Annotated in this window: 12 protein-coding genes and 4 tRNA genes; 14 read left to right on the top strand and 2 right to left on the bottom strand. The window is 35.8% G+C overall.

Annotated features, from left to right (window positions below):
* The first annotated feature begins 37 nt into the window (after window positions 1-37).
* The 14 genes from C8N37_RS06485 (at window position 38) to C8N37_RS06545 (ending at window position 19001) form a co-directional block, all read left to right on the top strand.
* A complete protein-coding gene (locus C8N37_RS06485; protein ID WP_108158148.1) occupies window positions 38-3529 on the top strand; it encodes a SusC/RagA family TonB-linked outer membrane protein in 3492 nt (1163 codons plus the stop codon).
* Window positions 3530-3539: 10 nt separating this feature from the next.
* On the top strand, window positions 3540-5399 hold the full coding sequence (locus C8N37_RS06490) for a RagB/SusD family nutrient uptake outer membrane protein (RefSeq protein ID WP_108158149.1): 1860 nt from the start codon (window positions 3540-3542) through the stop codon (window positions 5397-5399).
* A 194-nt stretch (window positions 5400-5593) separates the two neighbouring features.
* A complete protein-coding gene (locus C8N37_RS06495) occupies window positions 5594-7450 on the top strand; it encodes an outer membrane protein assembly factor BamB family protein (RefSeq protein ID WP_108158150.1) in 1857 nt (618 codons plus the stop codon).
* Between the two features lie 20 nt (window positions 7451-7470).
* Window positions 7471-9297: a glycoside hydrolase family 9 protein gene (locus tag C8N37_RS06500; RefSeq protein ID WP_244914355.1), complete on the top strand. Its 1827-nt coding sequence runs from the start codon at window positions 7471-7473 to the stop codon at window positions 9295-9297.
* The gene (locus tag C8N37_RS23065; RefSeq protein WP_244914356.1) at window positions 9297-9992 is read left to right on the top strand and encodes a polysaccharide deacetylase family protein; all 696 of its coding nucleotides are present in this window, start codon (window positions 9297-9299) and stop codon (window positions 9990-9992) included. Before C8N37_RS06500 ends, C8N37_RS23065 begins: the two co-directional genes overlap by 1 nt.
* A 25-nt stretch (window positions 9993-10017) precedes the next feature.
* Entirely contained in the window at window positions 10018-10830 is an 813-nt protein-coding gene (gene murQ / locus C8N37_RS06505; protein ID WP_108158151.1) for an N-acetylmuramic acid 6-phosphate etherase, read from the top strand.
* Between the two features lie 29 nt (window positions 10831-10859).
* Complete coding sequence (locus tag C8N37_RS06510; RefSeq protein ID WP_108158152.1) at window positions 10860-12350, top strand: sodium:solute symporter; 1491 nt, start codon at window positions 10860-10862, stop codon at window positions 12348-12350.
* 69 nt (window positions 12351-12419) lie between these two features.
* Window positions 12420-13235: a purine-nucleoside phosphorylase gene (locus tag C8N37_RS06515; RefSeq protein ID WP_108158153.1), complete on the top strand. Its 816-nt coding sequence runs from the start codon at window positions 12420-12422 to the stop codon at window positions 13233-13235.
* Window positions 13236-13263: 28 nt separating this feature from the next.
* A complete protein-coding gene (locus tag C8N37_RS06520) occupies window positions 13264-15252 on the top strand; it encodes a putative porin (RefSeq protein WP_108158154.1) in 1989 nt (662 codons plus the stop codon).
* 185 nt (window positions 15253-15437) lie between these two features.
* Window positions 15438-15512 (top strand) — tRNA-Val (locus C8N37_RS06525).
* 31 nt (window positions 15513-15543) lie between these two features.
* Window positions 15544-15618 (top strand) — tRNA-Val (locus C8N37_RS06530).
* A 31-nt stretch (window positions 15619-15649) separates the two neighbouring features.
* Window positions 15650-15724, top strand: a tRNA-Val gene (locus C8N37_RS06535).
* Between the two features lie 32 nt (window positions 15725-15756).
* Window positions 15757-15831: transfer RNA gene (locus C8N37_RS06540), tRNA-Val, on the top strand.
* A 236-nt stretch (window positions 15832-16067) separates the two neighbouring features.
* Entirely contained in the window at window positions 16068-19001 is a 2934-nt protein-coding gene (locus C8N37_RS06545; RefSeq protein ID WP_108158155.1) for a M16 family metallopeptidase, read from the top strand.
* A 47-nt stretch (window positions 19002-19048) separates the two neighbouring features.
* On the opposite strand, the gene C8N37_RS06550 is transcribed toward C8N37_RS06545, so the two are convergent.
* A complete protein-coding gene (locus tag C8N37_RS06550; RefSeq protein ID WP_108158156.1) occupies window positions 19049-19771 on the bottom strand; it encodes a 3-keto-disaccharide hydrolase in 723 nt (240 codons plus the stop codon).
* 102 nt (window positions 19772-19873) lie between these two features.
* Entirely contained in the window at window positions 19874-20395 is a 522-nt protein-coding gene (locus C8N37_RS06555; protein WP_108158157.1) for an NADPH-dependent FMN reductase, read from the bottom strand.
* Window positions 20396-20574: the final 179 nt, after the last annotated feature.

Below are 20574 nucleotides of genomic sequence, written 5' to 3' on the forward strand. Positions count from 1 at the left end.
ATATAAAAATTCATTTATTATAAAACGCTACGATACAATGAGAAAATTTATACTATTTTCTGTTGCTGTGGGTCTGAGTGTGCCTTCTAAGTCTTTCAGTAATGTGAGCAAAGAAGGAGTACTGAATAGCCCTAATGTAACACAGTCACTTTTAGCTTCATCCAAAGCTGCGCTTCAAAATGCAGTTCAGGGGGTGGTGACAGGGCCAGATGGGCCAATGGCGGAAGTAAGTGTAGTAGTTGTCGGAGGGACAGCCTCTACAAAAACAGATACTCAAGGACGTTTCAAGATTACGGCTCCTATCGGGAGTAAGTTGAGATTTACGTCCATTGGTTATGCTACAAAAGAGGCAACGGTAAGTTCTAACACTGTGAACGTTACTTTAGAATCAAGTAATGAATCTTTGGAAGAAGTGGTAGTTGTTGGTTACGGTACACAGAAAAAAGGGAATGTAACAGGTGCTGTATCGACTATCAATGTAAAAGAAAATTTACAGAGTAGACCTATTGCTGATGTTGGTCGTGCTATCCAAGGTACAACACCCGGATTGAGTGTTACAATACCAAGTGGAGAAGTAGGTTCTGATCCAAAGATTAGAATTCGGGGCGCAATTTCTTCTATACAAGGAACATCTAATCCTCTTATTTTATTAGACAATGTTGAAATACCAAGTATTCAATATGTCAATCCTGAGGATGTTGAATCTATTACAGTCTTAAAGGATGCTGCGGCCTCTTCGATATATGGTGCTAAAGCAGCTTTTGGCGTTATTTTGATCACAAGTAAGACGGGAAGTTCAACTGAAAAAATCAATGTTAATTACTCTAATAACTTCTCCTTTCAGAATCCTTTTAAAAGATATGAAATGGGTCGTCTTAATGCATTGAAATATACGGTAGACGCTATGGATCGGGTTGGAGAAACGGAAACTGGAGCTTTTTATAAAATAAATAGAGAGAGTTACGAAAAAGCTGTTGATTGGGATAAAAAATATGGTTCTACGATAGGATCAGATGACCCTACAGTCTATGGGAGAGATTGGTATGTGAATCCTACAGCGCCAACTAAAAAATTTGGTATTCGTACTTATGATCCCTATGATTATATGATTAAGGAATGGGCGCCTACTCAGACCCATAATCTATCGTTAAATGGTAGCATTAATAAAACAAAATATACGGCTTCATTTGGTTCCTTAAACCAAAGTGGTATGTTGAAACCTGGTGATGCAGATAAGTTTACAAGATATAATGCTGCTTTGCGACTAAGTACAGAACTTAATAAGTTTATTACTGTTCGTGGTGGAGCCATGTTTGCTCAGCGAAATAAGACATATCCATATGCCACAAACTCAACTACAGCAGATCCATGGTTATACATGTATAGATGGAGTTCATTGTATCCAATGGGAAATGACGAAAATGGAAATCCAATCAGAAGTCCTTGGAGTGAAAACAATGCGGCAAATGATGCATCGATGTTACGTAACTACATTAATTTAAATGCAGGTGCGACAGTTAATATTAAGAAAAACTGGAGAGTAGATATTGATTACAATTTTACGAATGAAGATTTTTCTTGGAGAAAAAATGGTACGAGATATACCGCTGCAAATTCTTGGGTTGCTGCAAAGCAAAGGCTGGATGCGAATGGTAAACCTGTTTTTGTTAATAGTGATGGTCAAGTAGTTTCTGCAACTGATGCGGGAGCAATACAGGCTTATGATTTGTCCAATGACATGTATACCGCGAATGGTTCTGCACAGGATCATATTTACATGCGATCTGAAAATGAACAAAAACATACTTTTAATGCATATACGACCTATGATTTAAATTTAAATGATAATCATGTATTTAAATTTATGCTAGGTATGAATCGGGTGGCTTCTGCTGGTCAGTATCATTGGACGCAAAAAGCTGATTTAATTGATATCACTAATCCGCAATTTGATCTTGCTGTTGGAACAATAACGGGTAGTGGAGGCGAGTATTGGGAATCTCAGTTGGGATACTTTGGTCGGGTCAACTATGCTTATAAAAATAAATATTTGTTAGAGGCAAATCTTCGTTATGATGGATCGTCTAAATTTCCTACAGATTTGAAATGGAGATGGTTTCCTTCATTCTCAGCGGGCTGGGTAGCATCAGAAGAGAGTTTTATGGAATGGGCGAAGCCAACGTTGAACCAATTAAAATTTAGAGGTTCATGGGGTATCATCGGTAATCAAACTGTACCTTCTGATTTGTATATTTCCAACATGCCTGCAGGTCAAACAAGCTGGGTAATCGATGGAACATTAACAAATTCTGTTGGATCTCCAAAATTGAATGTTCCGAATGTAACCTGGGAAGATCTGGAAACGTTGGATGTCGGTATGGATGCCAGATTTTTCAACAGTAAGTTGGGACTTACTGTTGATTGGTATCAAAAGAAAACAAACAATATGTTTGCTCCTTTAGAAGGTACTACTTTGACTTTAGGTTCAGCACCTCCGATAGGTAATTATGGTACTTTGACTACTCGAGGTCTTGAGATTGCTGTTGATTTTAACCATCGCTTTGAAAATGGCCTTGGAATTAATTTAAGAGCTAATATTGATGATGCTAAATCGGTATTTAGCGGTTATACAGAATCAAGAACCACAGGAGTAAATTATGACGGTCGTGTATATGGGGATATCTGGGGATTTGAAACTGATCGACTGTATCAGTATGATGATTTTGTGTTGGATGCAAATGGAAAGACACAATTAGTTAAGCTGACGCAGGATATGTCAAAATATTATACTGAAGGTGGTAGTCTAGCGTATTTATTGAAGGAAGGACCAAATGGCGAAAAGGCTGTTTATCAACCCAAGTATCAAAATTCATCTAATTTTTATTACGGACCTGGGGACGTAAAGTTTAAGGATTTAAATGGCGATGGAGAAATCGATAATGGTGCAGGTACAATCGATAATCCTGGAGATATGAAAATTATTGGAAATTCTACGCCTAGATATCAATATGGATTTAGAATAGGGGCTGATTTTAAGGGTTTTGATGTTTCAGCATTCTTTCAAGGAGTTGGTCAACGTAAAGTGTGGGGGACTGGATTTTTGGCTATTCCTGGCTTTAATGTTTCTGATGGCGCTATGCCAGCAAGTTTTGTTAATGATTACTGGACTCCAGAAAATCAGGATGCATTTTACCCAGCCGCATTCAATAATGCTGGTGGTACCAATGTAAACAATATGCAGATTCAATCTCGATATTTACTGGATATGTCATATTTGAGAATTAAAAATCTGACAATGGGATATACGATTCCAAAGCGTATACTGGATCGTGCAAAAATTAACAATTTAAGGGTGTATGTATCATTAGAAAATTTCTTTACTTGGGATAAGTTAAATGGCTTGCCAGTTGATCCCGAGGAGGTTGAAGGAGAATCGATTTTTAATGCTACTAACTATAATGGTGGTCGTACAGGTGTTGGTACTCCAACATTCAAAAGTGCATCATTTGGTGTTCAGTTAAACTTTTAATATTAGAAAAATGAAATTAAATAAACATATTATAGCAGTTTTGCTGTCTGCGGCAGGTTTAGTTTCTTGTAATAAGGACTTATTAGATCGTTCAGAGACAACGAAAGTGATTGATGCTGAATTTTGGAGAAACCAAAGCGATATCCGATTGTATGCAAATGACTTTTATACAAACTTTTTTGTTGGGTATAATTCAGGGTTTGGTGTTGCGTTTGCTCCGCTTAGAGGGTATAACTGGTCGGATGATTTTACATCTGAAGGAACGCAAGCAAGTTTTGAATCCACAGTACCTACAACGCGTGGTCCTCTTACAAATACAACTTTGCCGACAACAGATATGCTAACTCAGTATTCTGGGCCTTCTTGGAATTTCTACTGGGTACGCAAAGCAAATGTGATGTTGAATCGCATAGAAGATAAAGCAAAACCTAATTTATCTCCAGAAGAGTATAACCACTGGACAGCAGTTGCTAAATTTTTCAGAGCTTTTGAATATTCCCGTTTAGTAGGTGTGTTTGGAGATGTTCCTTATTTTGATGCGGAAGTCGATCCATTGGATTTTGATACGATGTATAAAGCTCGTACGCCAAGAACGGAGGTGATGGATAAAGTGTATGATGACTTTAAGTTTGTACTGGAGAATATGCGCGTAGATGATGGTAAAGGGTATGTAGGTCGTTATACAGCTGCTGCTTTAATCTCAAATTGGATGTTATTTGAGGGTACTTGGGAACATTACCACAATGTGGATAAAACAAGAGCGAAAAAGTTTTTAGAGTTAGCCGTTGAAGCTTCTCAATATGTAATGAATTCTGGTAAATATTCTTTTGGTAGTGATTTTAAAAGTTTATTTGCATCTGAGGATCTAACGGGTAATCCTGAGGTTATTTTTTTTAGAGCATATAATGATGCCGTAAAGGTGACACATGCAATTGGTTCTTACAGTAATGGTACTGAAGGACAGGATAAAGCTTCAAATTTAAATTTATTGAAATCTTTTATCTGTAATGATGGTCAAGTTTGGCAAAACTCTACAACAGCTAAAGCTGGTGACTTTTCGTTAAAAGCGTTAGCATCTTCTAGGGATCCAAGATTTGAAGCAACTTTTATGGATACAGTTAACACGGCGTCTAAAACATTAGCATATGTTCATAAATTTGCGAGCAGAGATGCCTTGAATTATATAGGTAAAACCTATCCTGCGAAATGGGCAAGTAATACCAATACAAATGATGCTCCTGTAGTTCGTTTAGCAGAAGTGGTCTTAAATTGGATTGAGGCTAAACAAGTATTAGCGGAAAATTATGGCGGTGCTGCTGTGGGGCAAAATGACTTGGATAAATCTATTAATGCAATCAGAAATAGACCTTTAGATGCTGATGCAACTAGAAAAGGTGTTAAGAAAACTGCGCCATTATTATTATCTACTATTCCTAATGATCCTACTCGTGATGGTGATGTGTCTCCATTGATGTGGGAAATACGTCGTGAACGTCGTATGGAATTTGTATACGAAGGATCTCGTCTGAATGATATTAGACGCTGGAAAAAATTGGATTATATGAATTTTAACAAGCCTGAATATGCGGCGGGTCCATGGATCAATGCTTTGAAAGATTTACCTAAAAATAATGCTGGTAATAATTTGGCAGATTCGTACAAAAATAGATTAAAAGTAATGAAGGCAGATGGTACCATTGTTACATTTAATGGTACAAATGCTAGTGATTTAGTTGGTTACTATGTTGTTGCAAACTTTGCAAATCGTGTAGGATTTACAGAGCGTTCATATATGTCTCCAGTTGGACTTAATCAGGTTCAGCAATATGTGGATAGAGGATATACATTAACACAAACAGCAGGTTGGTAGTTATCGACTACTGAGTTAATAAAGAGCCACTTAATTTTAGGTGGCTCTTTTTGTTAATTTTAAATTCAATTTGACAAAATTATCTTACGGTGTTGCTAGTATGACTGCGTATTTGTGTTATTTAATTTATAAAGTTGCACAAAAACGCATTATTTTATTTTTTATGACTATCTTTACAATACGAATTAATTCCTATGATGATAAAAAGAACCTATAGTATTATTTGCATGTTGATTTTTGCATTTAATATATTGAATGCACAATCTTTCAAATTTGCTCATGTCACCGATACACATGTTGGGGGAGCGACAGGTGAAGAAGATTTGCGTCGTACAGTAAAAGATCTGAATACTTTAAAAAATATTGATTTTGTTATCCTTTCAGGTGATATAACCGAATTTGGTGCCGATCATGAATTGATACTGGCTAAACAAATATTGGATAGCTTGTCCTTGCCTTGGTATGTAGTTCCTGGTAATCATGATGGTAACTGGTCTGAAAATGGAGCCAATACTTTTCGACGTGTTTTTGGTGGTGAAACTTTCTTTTTTAAACATAAAGGTTTCATGTTTTTGGGGACTAACTCAGGACCAAATATGCGGATGAGTCCGGGTCAGATTCCGCGTGAAAATCTTGTTTGGATGGATTCAATTTTTAGTGCTAATCCAGATCATAATATGCCTTTGATATACATTAATCATTATCCGCAGGATTCTTCTTTAAATAATTGGTTTGAAGCTTTGGATCGAGTAAAGTCTAGGAATGTGCAATTGGCTTTTTGTGGACATGGTCATGTAAACAAATTATACGATTGGGAAGGGATACCAGGGATAATGGGGAGATCAAATCTTCGTGCAAAAAATGAATATGGCGGTTATAATATTGTAACGATCGACCAGGGTAAGGCTACTTATCAAGAGCGTACAGTTGATGGACGCTATTTGGATCCTTGGGCAGTGGTCACGTTAGAAAACCATCATTTTGAGTTGAATAAAAAGAAATATCCGCGACCTAGTTACATCGTTAATGATAAATATGGGTCTCAAGTCTCTGTAGCTTGGGAGTTTCAAGATGCGAGTGATATTGGTGCTGGAATGTCCCTTTATAAAGATTGCATTATCACGGCTAATACCTCAGGTGATATTTTTGCATTGGATAGCAAAACAGGCAAAAAGAAGTGGTCATTCAAAACGGGAGGTAAAGTATATTCAACACCAGCGGCATGGAAAGGTGTTGTGGTGGTAGGCTCTTCTGATCATTATATTTATGGTATAGATGCAGAGACGGGTATGTTGAGATGGAAAGTGAAAACAGAAAAAGCTGTTCTCGGTTCGCCATTGATTCATAAGGGTATAGCATATATTGGTGGATCTGATGGAGTGTTTAGAGCATTGGATGTATTGACGGGAAAACAAAAATGGAATTTTAATGGAGTGAAAGGATATGTTTCTACTCTTCCGACTTACTATCAAGATCTACTGATTTTCGGTTCATGGGGAAATGGCTTTTATGCTTTAAATGCAAAGTCGGGTGCTTTGGAATGGGAGTGGAATAACGGACATGCTAATCGCATGTTTTCTGCAGCAGCTTGTTACCCTGTTGCCGTTAATAATACCATTTTTGTAGTGGCTCCAGATCGTTATATGACGGCACTAAATGCAAAAGATGGACAAGTTATTTGGAGAGAGAAAAAGGATACAATTCGTGTTAGGGAATCCATGGGACTTTCTGCTGACCATAAATATGTTTATGTTAAAACAATGGATGGAGATTTGCTTGGGGTTTCCACAAAAGGTAATCAGATGGATGTCGCTTGGAAATCTAATTTGAAACTTCCTTATGAATTAGCCCCTTCTGCGATAAACACGAATGGTAAAATTGTTTTTGTACCGAGTCATTCTGGATTATTATCAGCACTAAATGCTAAATCAGGTCATATGCTTTGGCAATATAAAATTTCAAACGGTATGGTTAATCCAACATTAGTTTTGGGTAATAATGAACTCGTTTGCAGTACAATGGATGGTAAGATTGTTAAACTAAAATTTTAACTTTATAAAAGTTCTAAATTATGAAATTAAATACACAAAACTTATTACATTTACTGCGTATTTTTATGCTTGTTTTTGCATGTTTTGTTTTTAACTTTGCGAAAGCGCAAAAACAAGCATGGATTAGAGTAAACCAATTAGGTTATACACCTGCAGGTATAAAGGTTGCGGTATTTGGAGGAAAGGTAAAAGGAAATTATACTGAATTTGAACTGATAGAGGTAAAAACAACAAAACGCGTGTTCTCTAACACTATTGGTAAAGATTATGGTTCATATGGACCTTTTGTTCAGAGTTTTAGATTTGATTTTTCAACATTCCGGGATACAGGTTCTTATTATTTAAGAGTTGGAGAGGTGAAATCACCTGTCTTTAAGATTGGAAAAGATGTTTATAAAGGGGCTGCGGATTTTGCGCTCCGTTACATGCGTCAACAAAGGACGCTGTTTAATCCATATCTACAAGATAGTTGTCATACACACGATGGTTTTGTATTACATGCAAATAAGGTTGGTATCACTGATAGTACACGCATTGATGCAGGTGGCGGTTGGCACGATGCTTCTGACTATTTGCAATATTCTACGACCTCAGCAAATGCAACTTATCATCTTTTGGCTGCTTATCGGGATTTTCCAAAAGTATTTGGTGACCAAAAGCAGGCAAATGGACTGGATGGGAAAAATGGTCGTGCTGATGTGCTTGATGAGGCTAAATGGGGATTGGATTGGTTGATCAAGATGCATCCTGCTCCGAATTTGATGTTTAACCAAATTGCAGATGATCGTGATCATACCAATATGAGAATGCCTGGTGAAGATCCTTTTTATGGAAGAGGATTTGAAAGACCGGTATATTTTATTGATGGCGAACCACAGCAACGTGGTAAATTTATGAATAATACAACGGGAACAAGTTCTACAGCAGCTAAATTCTCGAGTGCGTTTCATCTGGGAAGTTCTTTGTTTCAAAGTGATGATCGTAGATATGCAAAAGTCTTGGCAAAAAAAGCAAAGACAGCCTATAGCTTTGCATTGATAAAACCAGGAGTAACGCAAACGGTATCGGTAAAATCGCCCTATATCTATGCTGAGGATAATTGGGTAGATGATATGGAATTGGCAGGTGCAATGTTTTATGGAGCGACTAACAAAAAGAGGTTTTTAAAGGAGTCAATGGCATATGCTCGACAAGAAAAGATTACGCCTTGGATGACAAGCGATACCGCAGCGCATTATCAATGGTATCCATTTATTAATCTTGGTCATTTTGAGTTAGGAAAACAATTAAAAGGCAATGATCGCGAGGAGATTGTCTCATACTATAAGTCTGGAATAGATGCTGTTTTAGCTAGAGCTCAAACTAATGCTTTTTATCGGGGAGTGCCTTTTATCTGGTGTAGCAATAATTTGACTGTATCCTTTGCTATTCAGTGCTTATGGTATAAAGAATTGACAGAGGATGAGCGCTATGATGAATTGGCACAGTCAAATATAGATTGGCTGTTTGGGACTAACCCTTGGGGGACTAGCATGGTTTATGGTTTGCCTTCTTGGGGCGATACACCGGTTAATCCACATTCTGCTTTTACCCATTTAAAGAATTTTCCAATTGATGGTGGATTGGTCGATGGTCCTATTATGACTTCGACATATCGTAATCTGATTGGTATCAAGTTGTTAAATGAGGATCCGTATGCAGCATTTCAAAGTGATTTAGTTGTTTATCATGATGATTACGGGGACTATAGTACGAATGAACCTACAATGGATGGTACCGCTTCTTTGATATATCTGTTGGCTTCTCAAGAGCAAAAGGCATTGGAGGAGCCTCCGGTAAAAAAGTAGTGTTGGATTCTTATGGAGCGATCATAAGGGGTGATAGTCTGCAAAAAAGGCTTGCACTTGTTTTTACAGGACACGATTTGGCTGAGGGAGGATTAAAAGTACTGAAGACATTAAGGGAAAAGTCTATAAAAGGATCATTTTTTTTAACAGGAGATTTTTTGAGGACAACAAAATTTCGTTCTGTTATAGATGAGATTAAAAAGAATAAACATTATCTTTCTGCCCATTCTGATAAGCATCTTTTGTTTAGTGATTGGAGTAATAGAAATGGATTATTAGTGACTAAAGATTCATTCATCCATGATTTGGAGATGAATTTTAGAGAACTAGATAATTTGGGTTTTCGAAGTGATAATAAATATTTTATTCCGTCGTATGAATGGTATAATAAAGAGATTGTCGTTTGGAGTAAGGAGATGGGGTATACGCCCATTAATTATACACCAGGATTGCGAACTGCGGCAGATTATAGTTATCCAGAAATGGGAAAACGATATTTATCTTCTGATGATATCGAAATGGGAATATGGAAAGAGAGTAAGCAACCCAATGGTTTAAATGGATTTATCGTGCTCGTACATATGGGTACTGATGTACGTAGAAAAGATAAATTCTATGATCGTTTGGGAAAGATAATAGATCAGTTAAAGAAAGAAGGATATCAATTTGTAGATATTCGTGAGTTATTACAATAGAATAAAGGACAATATAGAAGATAGGATGATAAATACAACCGAAAAAGAATCGCATTACCAGGATTTAGAAAAAATGACTGTTTTGGAGTTGTTAACGAATATTAATAACGAAGATAAGACCGTTCCAATGGCTGTTGAGAAAGCTATTCCTCAGATCGAGGCTTTAGTTAATGAGTGTGTTGCTAAGATGAAAAACGGGGGGCGCGTTTTTTATATTGGGGCTGGTACGAGTGGACGATTAGGTATTTTAGATGCTTCTGAATGTCCGCCGACATATGGGGTTCCTTTTGATTGGATTATCGGAATGATTGCAGGAGGAGATACAGCTATTCGTAAAGCTGTAGAGTTTGCAGAGGACGATACGGAGCAGGCGTGGAAAGATTTAGCTGAATATAGTATCAATGCGACAGATGTGGTGATTGGTATTGCTGCCTCTGGAACGACGCCTTATGTAGTAGGTGGTTTGAAGGCTGCTAACGCAGCGGGATTAGCAACAGGTTGTATCGTATGTAATGGTGGTTCTCCGATTGCAAAAGTGGCACAATTGCCAGTTGAGGTTGTGGTAGGACCTGAATTTGTTACAGGCTCTACTCGTATGAAAGCCGGTACTGCTCAAAAATTAGTATTGAACATGTTGAGTACCTCAATTATGATTCAATTGGGTCGTGTTCAGGGAAATAAAATGGTGGATATGCAACTGTCAAATCATAAGCTAGTCGCACGTGGGGTACGTATTATCATGGATGAAACGGATGCTACTGAAGCAGAAGCAACGGAATTGTTGGAAAAATTTGGTCATGTACGTCAAGCGATAGAAGCTTACCAAGAAACACATTAAACATAAATCACCTATTATAAAACAAACTTATGTCACCAATAATTTTATTGTCTTTTTTGGTTATCTACTTTGCTGTTTTACTTGCTGTAGCGCATTTTACATCAAAGGGGTCTTCGGATAACTCTACATTCTTTGTCGCAAATCGTAATTCAAAATGGTACATGGTTGCTTTTGGAATGATCGGTACCGCATTATCTGGGGTGACTTTTATTTCTGTCCCTGGAGCAGTTGGAGCTTCAGAATTTAGCTACTTTCAATTTGTATTGGGAAACGCGGTAGGATTCGTTATCATCGCCTATGTATTACTTCCTTTATACTATAGGATGAATCTTACTTCTATCTATACCTATTTGGAGGAGCGATTTGGACATACAACTTATAAGACCGGTGCTGCTATTTTTCTTATTTCCAGAACAATTGGTTCTGCATTTCGCCTTTATTTAGTTGCTATTGTATTGCAACATTTTATATTTGATGCTTGGAATATACCTTTTGTCGTTACAGTTGTTATTTGTTTATTACTGATTTGGCTCTATACGAATAAAGGTGGATTGAAAACTATTATCGTAACTGATACACTACAGACAACGTTTTTGATAACAGCTGTTATTTTATCCATCTACTTTATGGCAAAAGGTTTAAATTTTGGAATTGTGGACACCTTTGAGGCTGTGAAGGAAAGTAGCTATTCTAAAATATTCTTTTGGGATGATTTTGTTGGTAGCAAAGCTAATTTTTGGAAACAATTTTTAGGAGGTATTTTTGTAACAATTGCTATGACCGGGTTAGATCAGGATCTAATGCAAAAAAATCTATCAATGGGAACGATCAAAGAGGCTCAAAAGAATATGATAACCTTTACAAGTGTATTTGTCGTGATTAATATCTTCTTTTTGGCTGTTGGAGCGTTGTTATATATCTATGCAGAGAAAAATGGTATTAATATAAGTCAACTGGCAACTCGTGATTATCTATATCCGGAAATTGCTTTAAATCATTTAACTATCCTTCCAGCAATTATATTCATGATGGGACTGACAGCTGCCACTTTTGCTACTACAGATTCAGCTTTGACTGCCCTGACAACTTCTTATTGTATAGATTTTTTGAATTTTAATAAAAAAGAGAATCCAAATGATCCAGTATTGGTGAAGCAACGCAATTATGTACATTTTGGTTTTTCAATTGTAATGCTGTTGGTCATCTTAGTTTTCAAATTGATAAATGATGATTCTGTTGTAAATGCCATCTTTACTGCCGCGAGTTATACTTATGGACCATTATTGGGACTATTCGTTGTTGGTATCGCTACCAAATATGCTGTTAAAGACAAGCTTGTACCTTTTATCTGTGTGATATCTCCTGTTATTTTATATATATTGAAAACTTATGTTATTGAGGTTTATACACCATATGTTATTGGGTTGGATTTAATTATCATTAATGGATTTATTACATTTTTATTGTTAATCCTTACCTCTCCAGGTAAAGCCTCTGTTCAAGAGCTTGCACATAATTAAAAAAAGTTAAGTGATTTGTACGTGCAAAAAAATTAAGTTAAGTTTGATTAAATTAGTTTTTTTGTACGTATGTATCAATTGATAGAAGAAACAGCAGGATTTATCCGCAAAAAAATAGGCGATTTTCAGCCTGAATTTGGAATAATACTAGGTACTGGCTTAGGAAAATTGGTCGATGAGATCGAAGTGCAGTTTTCGCTAATGTATTCCAATATCCCCAACTTTCCAATCTCTACAGTGGAATTTCATTCTGGCAAATTGATATTTGGTACTCTTAATGGTCGTAAAGTTATAGCGATGCAGGGGAGGCTACATTATTATGAGGGATATAATATGAGAGAAATTACTTTCCCCATCCGTGTTATGAAAGTATTAGGTATTCAGAAACTGTTTGTTTCAAATGCTTCAGGGTCTTTAAATCCTACTATTCTTAAAGGTGATCTGGGAATTATCTCTGATCATATTAATCTTTTACCTGATAATCCTTTACGAGGTTCTAATTTAGCAGCTTTTGGACCACGTTTTCCAGACATGAGTCAACCCTATAATCAGGAGATGATCAAGCAAGGTTTGGCTATAGCCAAAGATAAGGAGATTCGTGCACATGAAGTAGTTTACGTAGCCGCACCAGGCCCAAATTTAGAAACTAAAGCAGAGTATCGTTACATGAGCATTATCGGTGGTGATATCGTTGGTATGAGTACGGTGCCAGAAGTTATTGTTGCAAATCACATGGATTTGCCCGTATTTGCCATCTCTGTCATTACTGATGAAGGTTTTCATGAAGATTTGAAACCTGTTTCTTTGCAAGATATCGTAGATATCGCTGCAAAAGCTGAACCAAAGATGACGTTAATTTTGAAAGAATTAATAGCTTTGCAATAGTTTTTCAACAATGCTAGTTCAAATATAAATGAAGGTGACCTTGCGCTTATTAGCGATTTTTTGTTGTATTATTGGTTTTATAAATCAAGTTCATGCACAAAGTAATGATGAATGGAGTAGTGCTTTAGACTCCGCTAGGGCAAAAGAGGATTCGAAAAAAGATTCTGTGATTTTGTCTGCTAAATATATTCGTTATACCACATTGGATATGATGAAGAAGGGCACTTATACTGTTCAAATCGATACATCACACCGTAATTTTCAATATTATAATAAACAAAATTTGCCCTGGAATCCGAGTATTAATTTGGGTTCTTACGGTCTTGCAACACGCGATTTGTTATTTCAACCAACAAAAACTATCGGTTTTCAAAGTGGTTTTCATAGTTTGGAACGGACGTTATATCGCCCAGATTCTATCCAATATTTTAGAGCACGAGCTCGATTTTCTGAACTTTATTCTGTTGGATTTTTCTTTAATGACCAAGTATTTCGTGCTCGACTTGCACAAAATATAAATCCAAGACTTAATATTGGTGGGGAATTTCATGCTACAAAGGCGGATGGATATTACACCAATCAGAAGTATTCTGATATTAAATCAGCTTTGTTTACTTGGTATGAATCCGAAAATCATCGCTATAATTTATTGTCGAATCTAGTTTTCAATAAATTGGACGCAACGGAGAATGGTTCTATTTTGGCAGATAATATTTTTAAGGATGCTGAAAAACAATCTGCAGACCGATATCCTGTGCGTCTACAGGGATTAGGAGATAATAGACCTCGAAACGAATGGCGGGATAATTCACTTTTTATTCGTCAATCGATGTTCTTGGGGCATATTGATACCGTTGATGCCGGTAAACCTACGATGCAAATTTATCCTACTAATAGCATTGCCCATAACAGCTCGGTTCGTATTCAGAAATTTAACTTTTTTAAGAACGAAACGGATGGTAATGGAGCTTTTCCTTATGGACCTTCTCAATTAAGCCAGGATACAACAGAGATTACTTCGATTTCAAATGAATTTGAATATAGTTTTTATTTACGGGGGAAATCTATTTTTAAAAATGAAGCGAAATTGAATGTAGGATTTCAACATGATATGTATTGGTATACAGATAGCGGGATTAATAACCGATTCTATCAAAATGGAATGTTGAAAGGGGAGTTGGGCTATAAATTTTCTGACCGAATAAATATTACGGGTAAGGTGAATCAGATCGTGATGGGACACAATTTTGGAGATTATCTGTATGAGGCAAAAGCAGATTTTTTATTAAGCTCTAATGTGGGGAAAATAACGGTCTCGGCCTATTCTCAAAATAAGTCTCCTGAGATGGTGTTTAATCGGATGAATTATACTTATCATCAATGGGATCGGGATCTTGACAAAACCAAGACCCAAAATTTAGCATTCCATTATAGTAATCCAAAAATTGGTTTTAATGGTAAAGTTGAATACTTTTTGATGGACAACTATCTTTATTTTAGAGAGATTGACAATCCACAAAATGATGCGCGCTTATCAAAAATAATCGAACCTGCACAATTGAGCTCTGCTAATCTTTTGAAAATATCTGTTGGACAAAAGTTTAAGTTTAGAAGATTTACACTGGACAATCTGATTGTCTATCAAAAAACAGATCAACAGGCGGTTCTTGCCACTCCGGAAATCTATACATGGCACAGTTTGTATTATAGTAATGTTCTTTATAAAGTTGTTGATTTTAATATTGGTGTTGATGCACGTTTTAATTCTCCATTTACAACACCATCTTATTCAATTAATGCAAGCCAATTTTATAATGATAATACTGGAATTAAATTTTCTACTTACCCGATATTTGATGCATGGGCAACTGCAAACATTCAACGGGTCACATTATTCATCAGCTGTAATTTTGTAAATCAATATTTGGGACTGCCAAAAGGTTATTATACTGTTCGTCGTTATCCGATGAATGACGCTAATATTCGATTTGGAGTTTCTTGGAAATTCTATGACTAAAAATATTGAAAATTATGTGGGTGGCTTCTAGTGGATTGCGTTTTTATGCACAAAAAACTTTTGAAATAATTTTGAGAGTCAAAATTTTGCTGTACATTTGCATACGCAATTAGGGAAAGATATTAAATATCGATAACTAAAGCAGAAGTTAGCACAGCTGATTTATTGAAAGTCTGAAAGAAAATGGAGAATTAGCTCAGCTGGTTCAGAGCATCTGCCTTACAAGCAGAGGGTCACTGGTTCGAACCCAGTATTCTCCACAAAAAACAGAGGTGTTTTAAAATACTAAATGGAGAATTAGCTCAGCTGGTTCAGAGCATCTGCCTTACAAGCAGAGGGTCACTGGTTCGAACCCAGTATTCTCCACAAAAAACAGAGGTGTTTTAAAATACTAAATGGAGAATTAGCTCAGCTGGTTCAGAGCATCTGCCTTACAAGCAGAGGGTCACTGGTTCGAACCCAGTATTCTCCACAAAAAACAGAGGTGTTTTAAAATACTGAAAAGGAGAATTAGCTCAGCTGGTTCAGAGCATCTGCCTTACAAGCAGAGGGTCACTGGTTCGAACCCAGTATTCTCCACTTTAAAGCATCGATTTTATCGATGCTTTTTTTGTTTAAGCCTATTTTATGTATTTCCTATATATTTTATATTCCATAAAATGTGATCGCCATGGTATGGGTATAACTCCTATTTAGTTGATCTTAAAAATCTCTTCAAACGAATCAAAATTATTATGATTTTAAAGATGTCTGAAGACTGTGAATTATCCTTGAAACATTTATATATTTGATTATATTTTATAAACTTATTATAAATGAATTTAAAATCTATTTCGATAATAGCTTTAGTGTTCTTATCTAGCGTAACAACTTTTGCACAGGTGAAAAAGTATGATTGGAAAGAAGCAAATGAGGGAGGTTATACGTATCGTTACGTAACAAATGATCCTACAAATTCTCGTTTTTACACTTTGAAAAACGGTCTAACAGTTATTTTGAGTCCTTCAAAAAAGGTTCCTCGTATTCAGGCATATATTGCTACTAAAGCCGGTAGTAAAACTGATCCGGCAGATCACACGGGTTTGGCACATTATCTTGAACATATGCTTTTCAAGGGGACTGATAAATTTGGGTCAAAAGATTGGGCAAAGGAAAAACCATTACTTGATCAGATTGATGGCTTGTATGAACAATATAATTCAACGAAAGACGAATCTAAGCGTAAAGAAATCTATAAACAAATCGATCAGGTATCTGGTGAGGCTGCTAAATACGCAATCGCGAATGAATACGATAAGCTGATGAGTGAAATGGGGGCGGAGGGAACCAATGCCTTCACTTCTTTTGAGCAGACCGTTTATACGGAGGATATTCCAAACAATGTCATCGATAAATTTCTTGCGGTACAAGCTGAACGTTTTCGTAATCCTATATTAAGATTGTTTCACACAGAGCTAGAGGCTGTTTATGAAGAGAAAAATAGAGGGTTGGATAATGATGGGCGTAAATCTGTTGAGGCTATGTTTGAAGCGATGTTTCCAAATAACAATTATGGAAAGCAGACAACTATCGGCACAGTTGAGCATTTAAAAAATCCTTCATTAAAAGCGATACGTGAATATTTCAATACTTACTATGTTCCGAACAATATGGGGGTAATTATGTCAGGTGATTTCGATCCAAATGAGGTTGTAAAGAAAATTGATCGGGCATTCAGTTATATGCAACCAAAGGAAATTCCAGTTTATAAATTTGACCCCGAACAGGAGATTAAGCAGCCTATTGTAAGAGAGGTTAAAGGCCCTGAATCTGAATTCTTATTTTTAGGGTTTCGTTTTCCTGGTGCATCTACTAAAGATGCACAAATGTTGAATTTGCTTGGAAATATGTTGACAAATGGTTCTGCGGGTTTAATTGATCTCGATCTGGTGAAATCTCAAAAATTATTGGGTGCAGGTGCATTCCCTTATGTTCTGAAAGATTATTCGATGTTGATTATGCAAGCAAACCCAAGCCAAGGGCAATCTTTAGATGATGTTAAATCTTTGATTTTAGCAGAGCTGGAGAAACTACGTAAAGGGGATTTTTCTGATGATTTGATTACTTCAATTGTAAATAACGAAAAGAAATCGGAGATTTCAAGAAATGAAAGCTATAGTAATCGTGCTGAGGAATTAATGGATGCTTTCACTTCAGGTGTAGATTGGTCAACAGAATTGAGTTATTCGGATAACTTAACTAAAATTACCAAAAAAGATATCATGGATTTTGCTTCTAAATATCTGAATGATAATAATTATGTGGTAGTCTATAAGCGTAAGGGTGTTGATGATAGTGTTGTAAAAGTAGAAAAACCTCCTATTACGCCTGTAGTTGTAAACCGTGATGACCAGTCTGCTTTTCTCAAATCTATTGCAACAATGCCAGAAAGTAAAATTTCACCAGTTTGGTTAGATTATGCGAAAGATATCCAAAAGGGTACGTTAAAAGGTGTTGATGTGATTGCTGTTCAAAATAAGGATAACGCTTTATTTAGTTTGACCTATCGCTATGATATGGGAAAATGGAATAATAAGTTACTGGCTATTGCGGCAGATTATCTAGAGTTTTTGGGAACTAAAGACAAATCAAGTGAAGATTTCAGTAAAGCATTTTATAAGTTGGCATCTGATTTCTCGGTGACTTCCGGAAATGAAGAAACGCGGATTAATATTTCAGGATTAAATGAAAATTTTGAGCAAACAGTTGCATTAATACAAGATTTACTGAAGAATAGTGTAGGTGATGAGGAAGCCCTAAAAGCTTATATCGGACGTTTGAAAAAATCAAGAACAAATGCAAAAGAGAATAAGGCTTTAATTATGGAAGGATTAAAATCTTATGCAAAATATGGTGCTAAAAATCCTTTTAATAATGTGCTTACAGATGAGGAACTGAATTCAATTAAAGCATCTGATTTAGTTGGTATTTTACATGAACTGGCGAATATGAAACATCAGATTTTGTATTATGGTCCTAAAACAACAAGTGAGTTAGTTGCCGTATTGAAGCCTTTAAATACAAATACCATATTTACTGAGGTTCAGAAAGCGAACAATTTCGCAGAGTTGCCTACCCCTAAAAATCAAGTGTTATTTGCTAATTTTGATATGAAACAAGCTGAAGTATTCTGGTTTAGAAACTCAGAATTGTATAATTCAAAATACAGTCCTACTGTAGCTTTATTTAACATGTATTTTGGAGGTGGCATGGGAAGTATCGTCTTTCAGACAATTAGAGAATCTAAAGCTCTAGCTTATTCTACTTATGCCCATTTTGCTTCTCCTGCGAAAAAAGAGAATCATTATTCTGTTGGTGCTTATGTAGGTACACAAGCCGATAAATTTAATGAAGCGGTTGTGGGAATGAATGAATTGTTAAATGATTTGCCTGATGCTCCAAAAGCTTTGGAAACTGCTAAAGTAAGTTTAGTAAAATCGTTGGCGAGTGATCGCATTACAAATGCAAATATTTTATCAAATTATTTAAATGCTCAACGATTAGGACTTGTCTCAGATATCCGTAAAGATATATATGAGCAAGCGCCTAAATTAACTTTTACAGATTTAAAAACGTTTCACAATAAAGAAATGAGTCGTAGACCGTACGTTTACTGTATTGTAGCAAAAGACGAAAATATGAAAATGGAAGATCTACAAAAGCTTGGAGAAGTTAAGAAATTAACTTTAGAAGAGTTATTTGGATATTAATTTTGAAGCAATTAAAAAAGAGCAGGATTTTTCCTGCTCTTTTTTAATTATAATACTTTTATCTTGATATTGCGGAATGAAACTTCATCTGTATGGTTTTGCAACGCAATTTTTCCTTTTTGAAATTTACCAAAGTCAGGATAGTTTTTCATATTGGTATTGGAGACCAAATTTTTCCAAACTTGAGTATTGGTACTGTCCTCGAATGTTAATTTACCATTCAACCAAAAACTAACTTTACCGTTATCTTGTACGATTCTTGATGTATTCCATTCATTAAAAGGATTAGGCTTCGAATTTGTTCCAATAACCTTTACTGAGTAAAGAGATCCAGCCCAATGTGTAGAATCTACTTGGTGACGTGGTTCGGCATTGGCATTATCCAACAGTTGCATTTCAAGACCTGTTACAAATGTCGCATCATATTTAGGATCTTCTTGGACATCGATAAACATACCACTATTTCCTCCCTTAGCAACTTTCCAGTCAAATTTTAAATCAAAATTTTCATAGATATCATTGGTGACTAAGTCTCCAAATATTCCTGTTTTTATTGTTGGATCACATACTATAGCGTCATCTTTTACAACCCATTTGGAAGGTTGATTGCCCTGATTGTAAATATGCCAGTTGTTGATATCTTTTCCATTAAAGAGTAATTTCCATCCTTCTTTTTGTTCTGTTGAAGTCAAGATGTTATTTTCAGGAGCTTGCTTGCAAGAAGATAATAACGTAAGTGATAATATAAGATATGATAATTTTAATTTCATAAGATTTGATTTTTCAACAAAATACGAAAATTTGTAACGCTATTGAATTTAAATGAAATAGCCAATGTATAGTGCATTGGCTAATTGTAGTTTTACTGTTTTTTAAAAGTGAATAAGTTCATCGATTTGCTCGTCAATGGCTCTGATTGTTTCATCATGAATAAAATTATTCTCTTCATTTATTTCATTTTGAATTTGCGGTAAAAAGATTTTTAAAGGTAAGACATGCATGCGTAAGTAATTACAAATCCCTGTGAGGTGATCTATACCTCTCAGGTTGCCATATCGACCGGATGAGATGCCTACTAATGCTGCTTTTTTATGATAAAAACTGATTGGAAAACTACAGGCATCTATAAAAATTTTGAGTACCCCAGGAATACTTCCATTATACTCGGGCGTAACAAAAATAAATTTATCTGCCTCAGAAACGAGTTGTTGTATCTTTTGAAATTCTGCACTTCGCTGTCCATATAAGTCGGAAACAATTATATCTGCAGGTAGATCTGTTAAAGGTAGTATTTGACAGCTTTCACCACTTTTTTGTAACTGCCTTTGATAGTATTGAGCAATTTTCAGTGTCTTACTTTTGGGACGATTCGTTCCCGAAATTATTAAAATCATTGTCTAGTTGTAACTTATAAAAACCCACCGAACAAAGTGGATGTATATCCTGATTTTTTGTATCTTAGCATCTTGAGGATCTATTCCTTTAGATACTTTCAAAAGTAATAAATAAGCACCATTTAAGTGTTTTTTTAGAAGGAAGAATTTATGAATGAGCAGAATAATCCTTTTTTGTG

This window comes from Sphingobacterium faecium (genome assembly GCF_003054045.1).
GTDB lineage: Bacteria > Bacteroidota > Bacteroidia > Sphingobacteriales > Sphingobacteriaceae > Sphingobacterium > Sphingobacterium faecium.

Bases quoted from the DNA above. Each gene is read 5' to 3' on its own strand.
- C8N37_RS06485 (WP_108158148.1), top strand. From the start codon at position 38: ATGAGAAAATTTATACTATTTTCTGTTGCTGTGGGTCTGAGTGTGCCT.
- C8N37_RS06490 (WP_108158149.1), top strand. From the start codon at position 3,540: ATGAAATTAAATAAACATATTATAGCAGTTTTGCTGTCTGCGGCAGGT.
- C8N37_RS06495 (WP_108158150.1), top strand. From the start codon at position 5,594: ATGATGATAAAAAGAACCTATAGTATTATTTGCATGTTGATTTTTGCA.
- C8N37_RS06500 (WP_244914355.1), top strand. From the start codon at position 7,471: ATGAAATTAAATACACAAAACTTATTACATTTACTGCGTATTTTTATG.
- murQ (WP_108158151.1), top strand. From the start codon at position 10,018: ATGATAAATACAACCGAAAAAGAATCGCATTACCAGGATTTAGAAAAA.
- C8N37_RS06510 (WP_108158152.1), top strand. From the start codon at position 10,860: ATGTCACCAATAATTTTATTGTCTTTTTTGGTTATCTACTTTGCTGTT.
- C8N37_RS06515 (WP_108158153.1), top strand. From the start codon at position 12,420: ATGTATCAATTGATAGAAGAAACAGCAGGATTTATCCGCAAAAAAATA.
- C8N37_RS06520 (WP_108158154.1), top strand. From the start codon at position 13,264: ATGAAGGTGACCTTGCGCTTATTAGCGATTTTTTGTTGTATTATTGGT.
- C8N37_RS06545 (WP_108158155.1), top strand. From the start codon at position 16,068: ATGAATTTAAAATCTATTTCGATAATAGCTTTAGTGTTCTTATCTAGC.
- C8N37_RS06550 (WP_108158156.1), bottom strand. From the start codon at position 19,771: ATGAAATTAAAATTATCATATCTTATATTATCACTTACGTTATTATCT.
- C8N37_RS06555 (WP_108158157.1), bottom strand. From the start codon at position 20,395: ATGATTTTAATAATTTCGGGAACGAATCGTCCCAAAAGTAAGACACTG.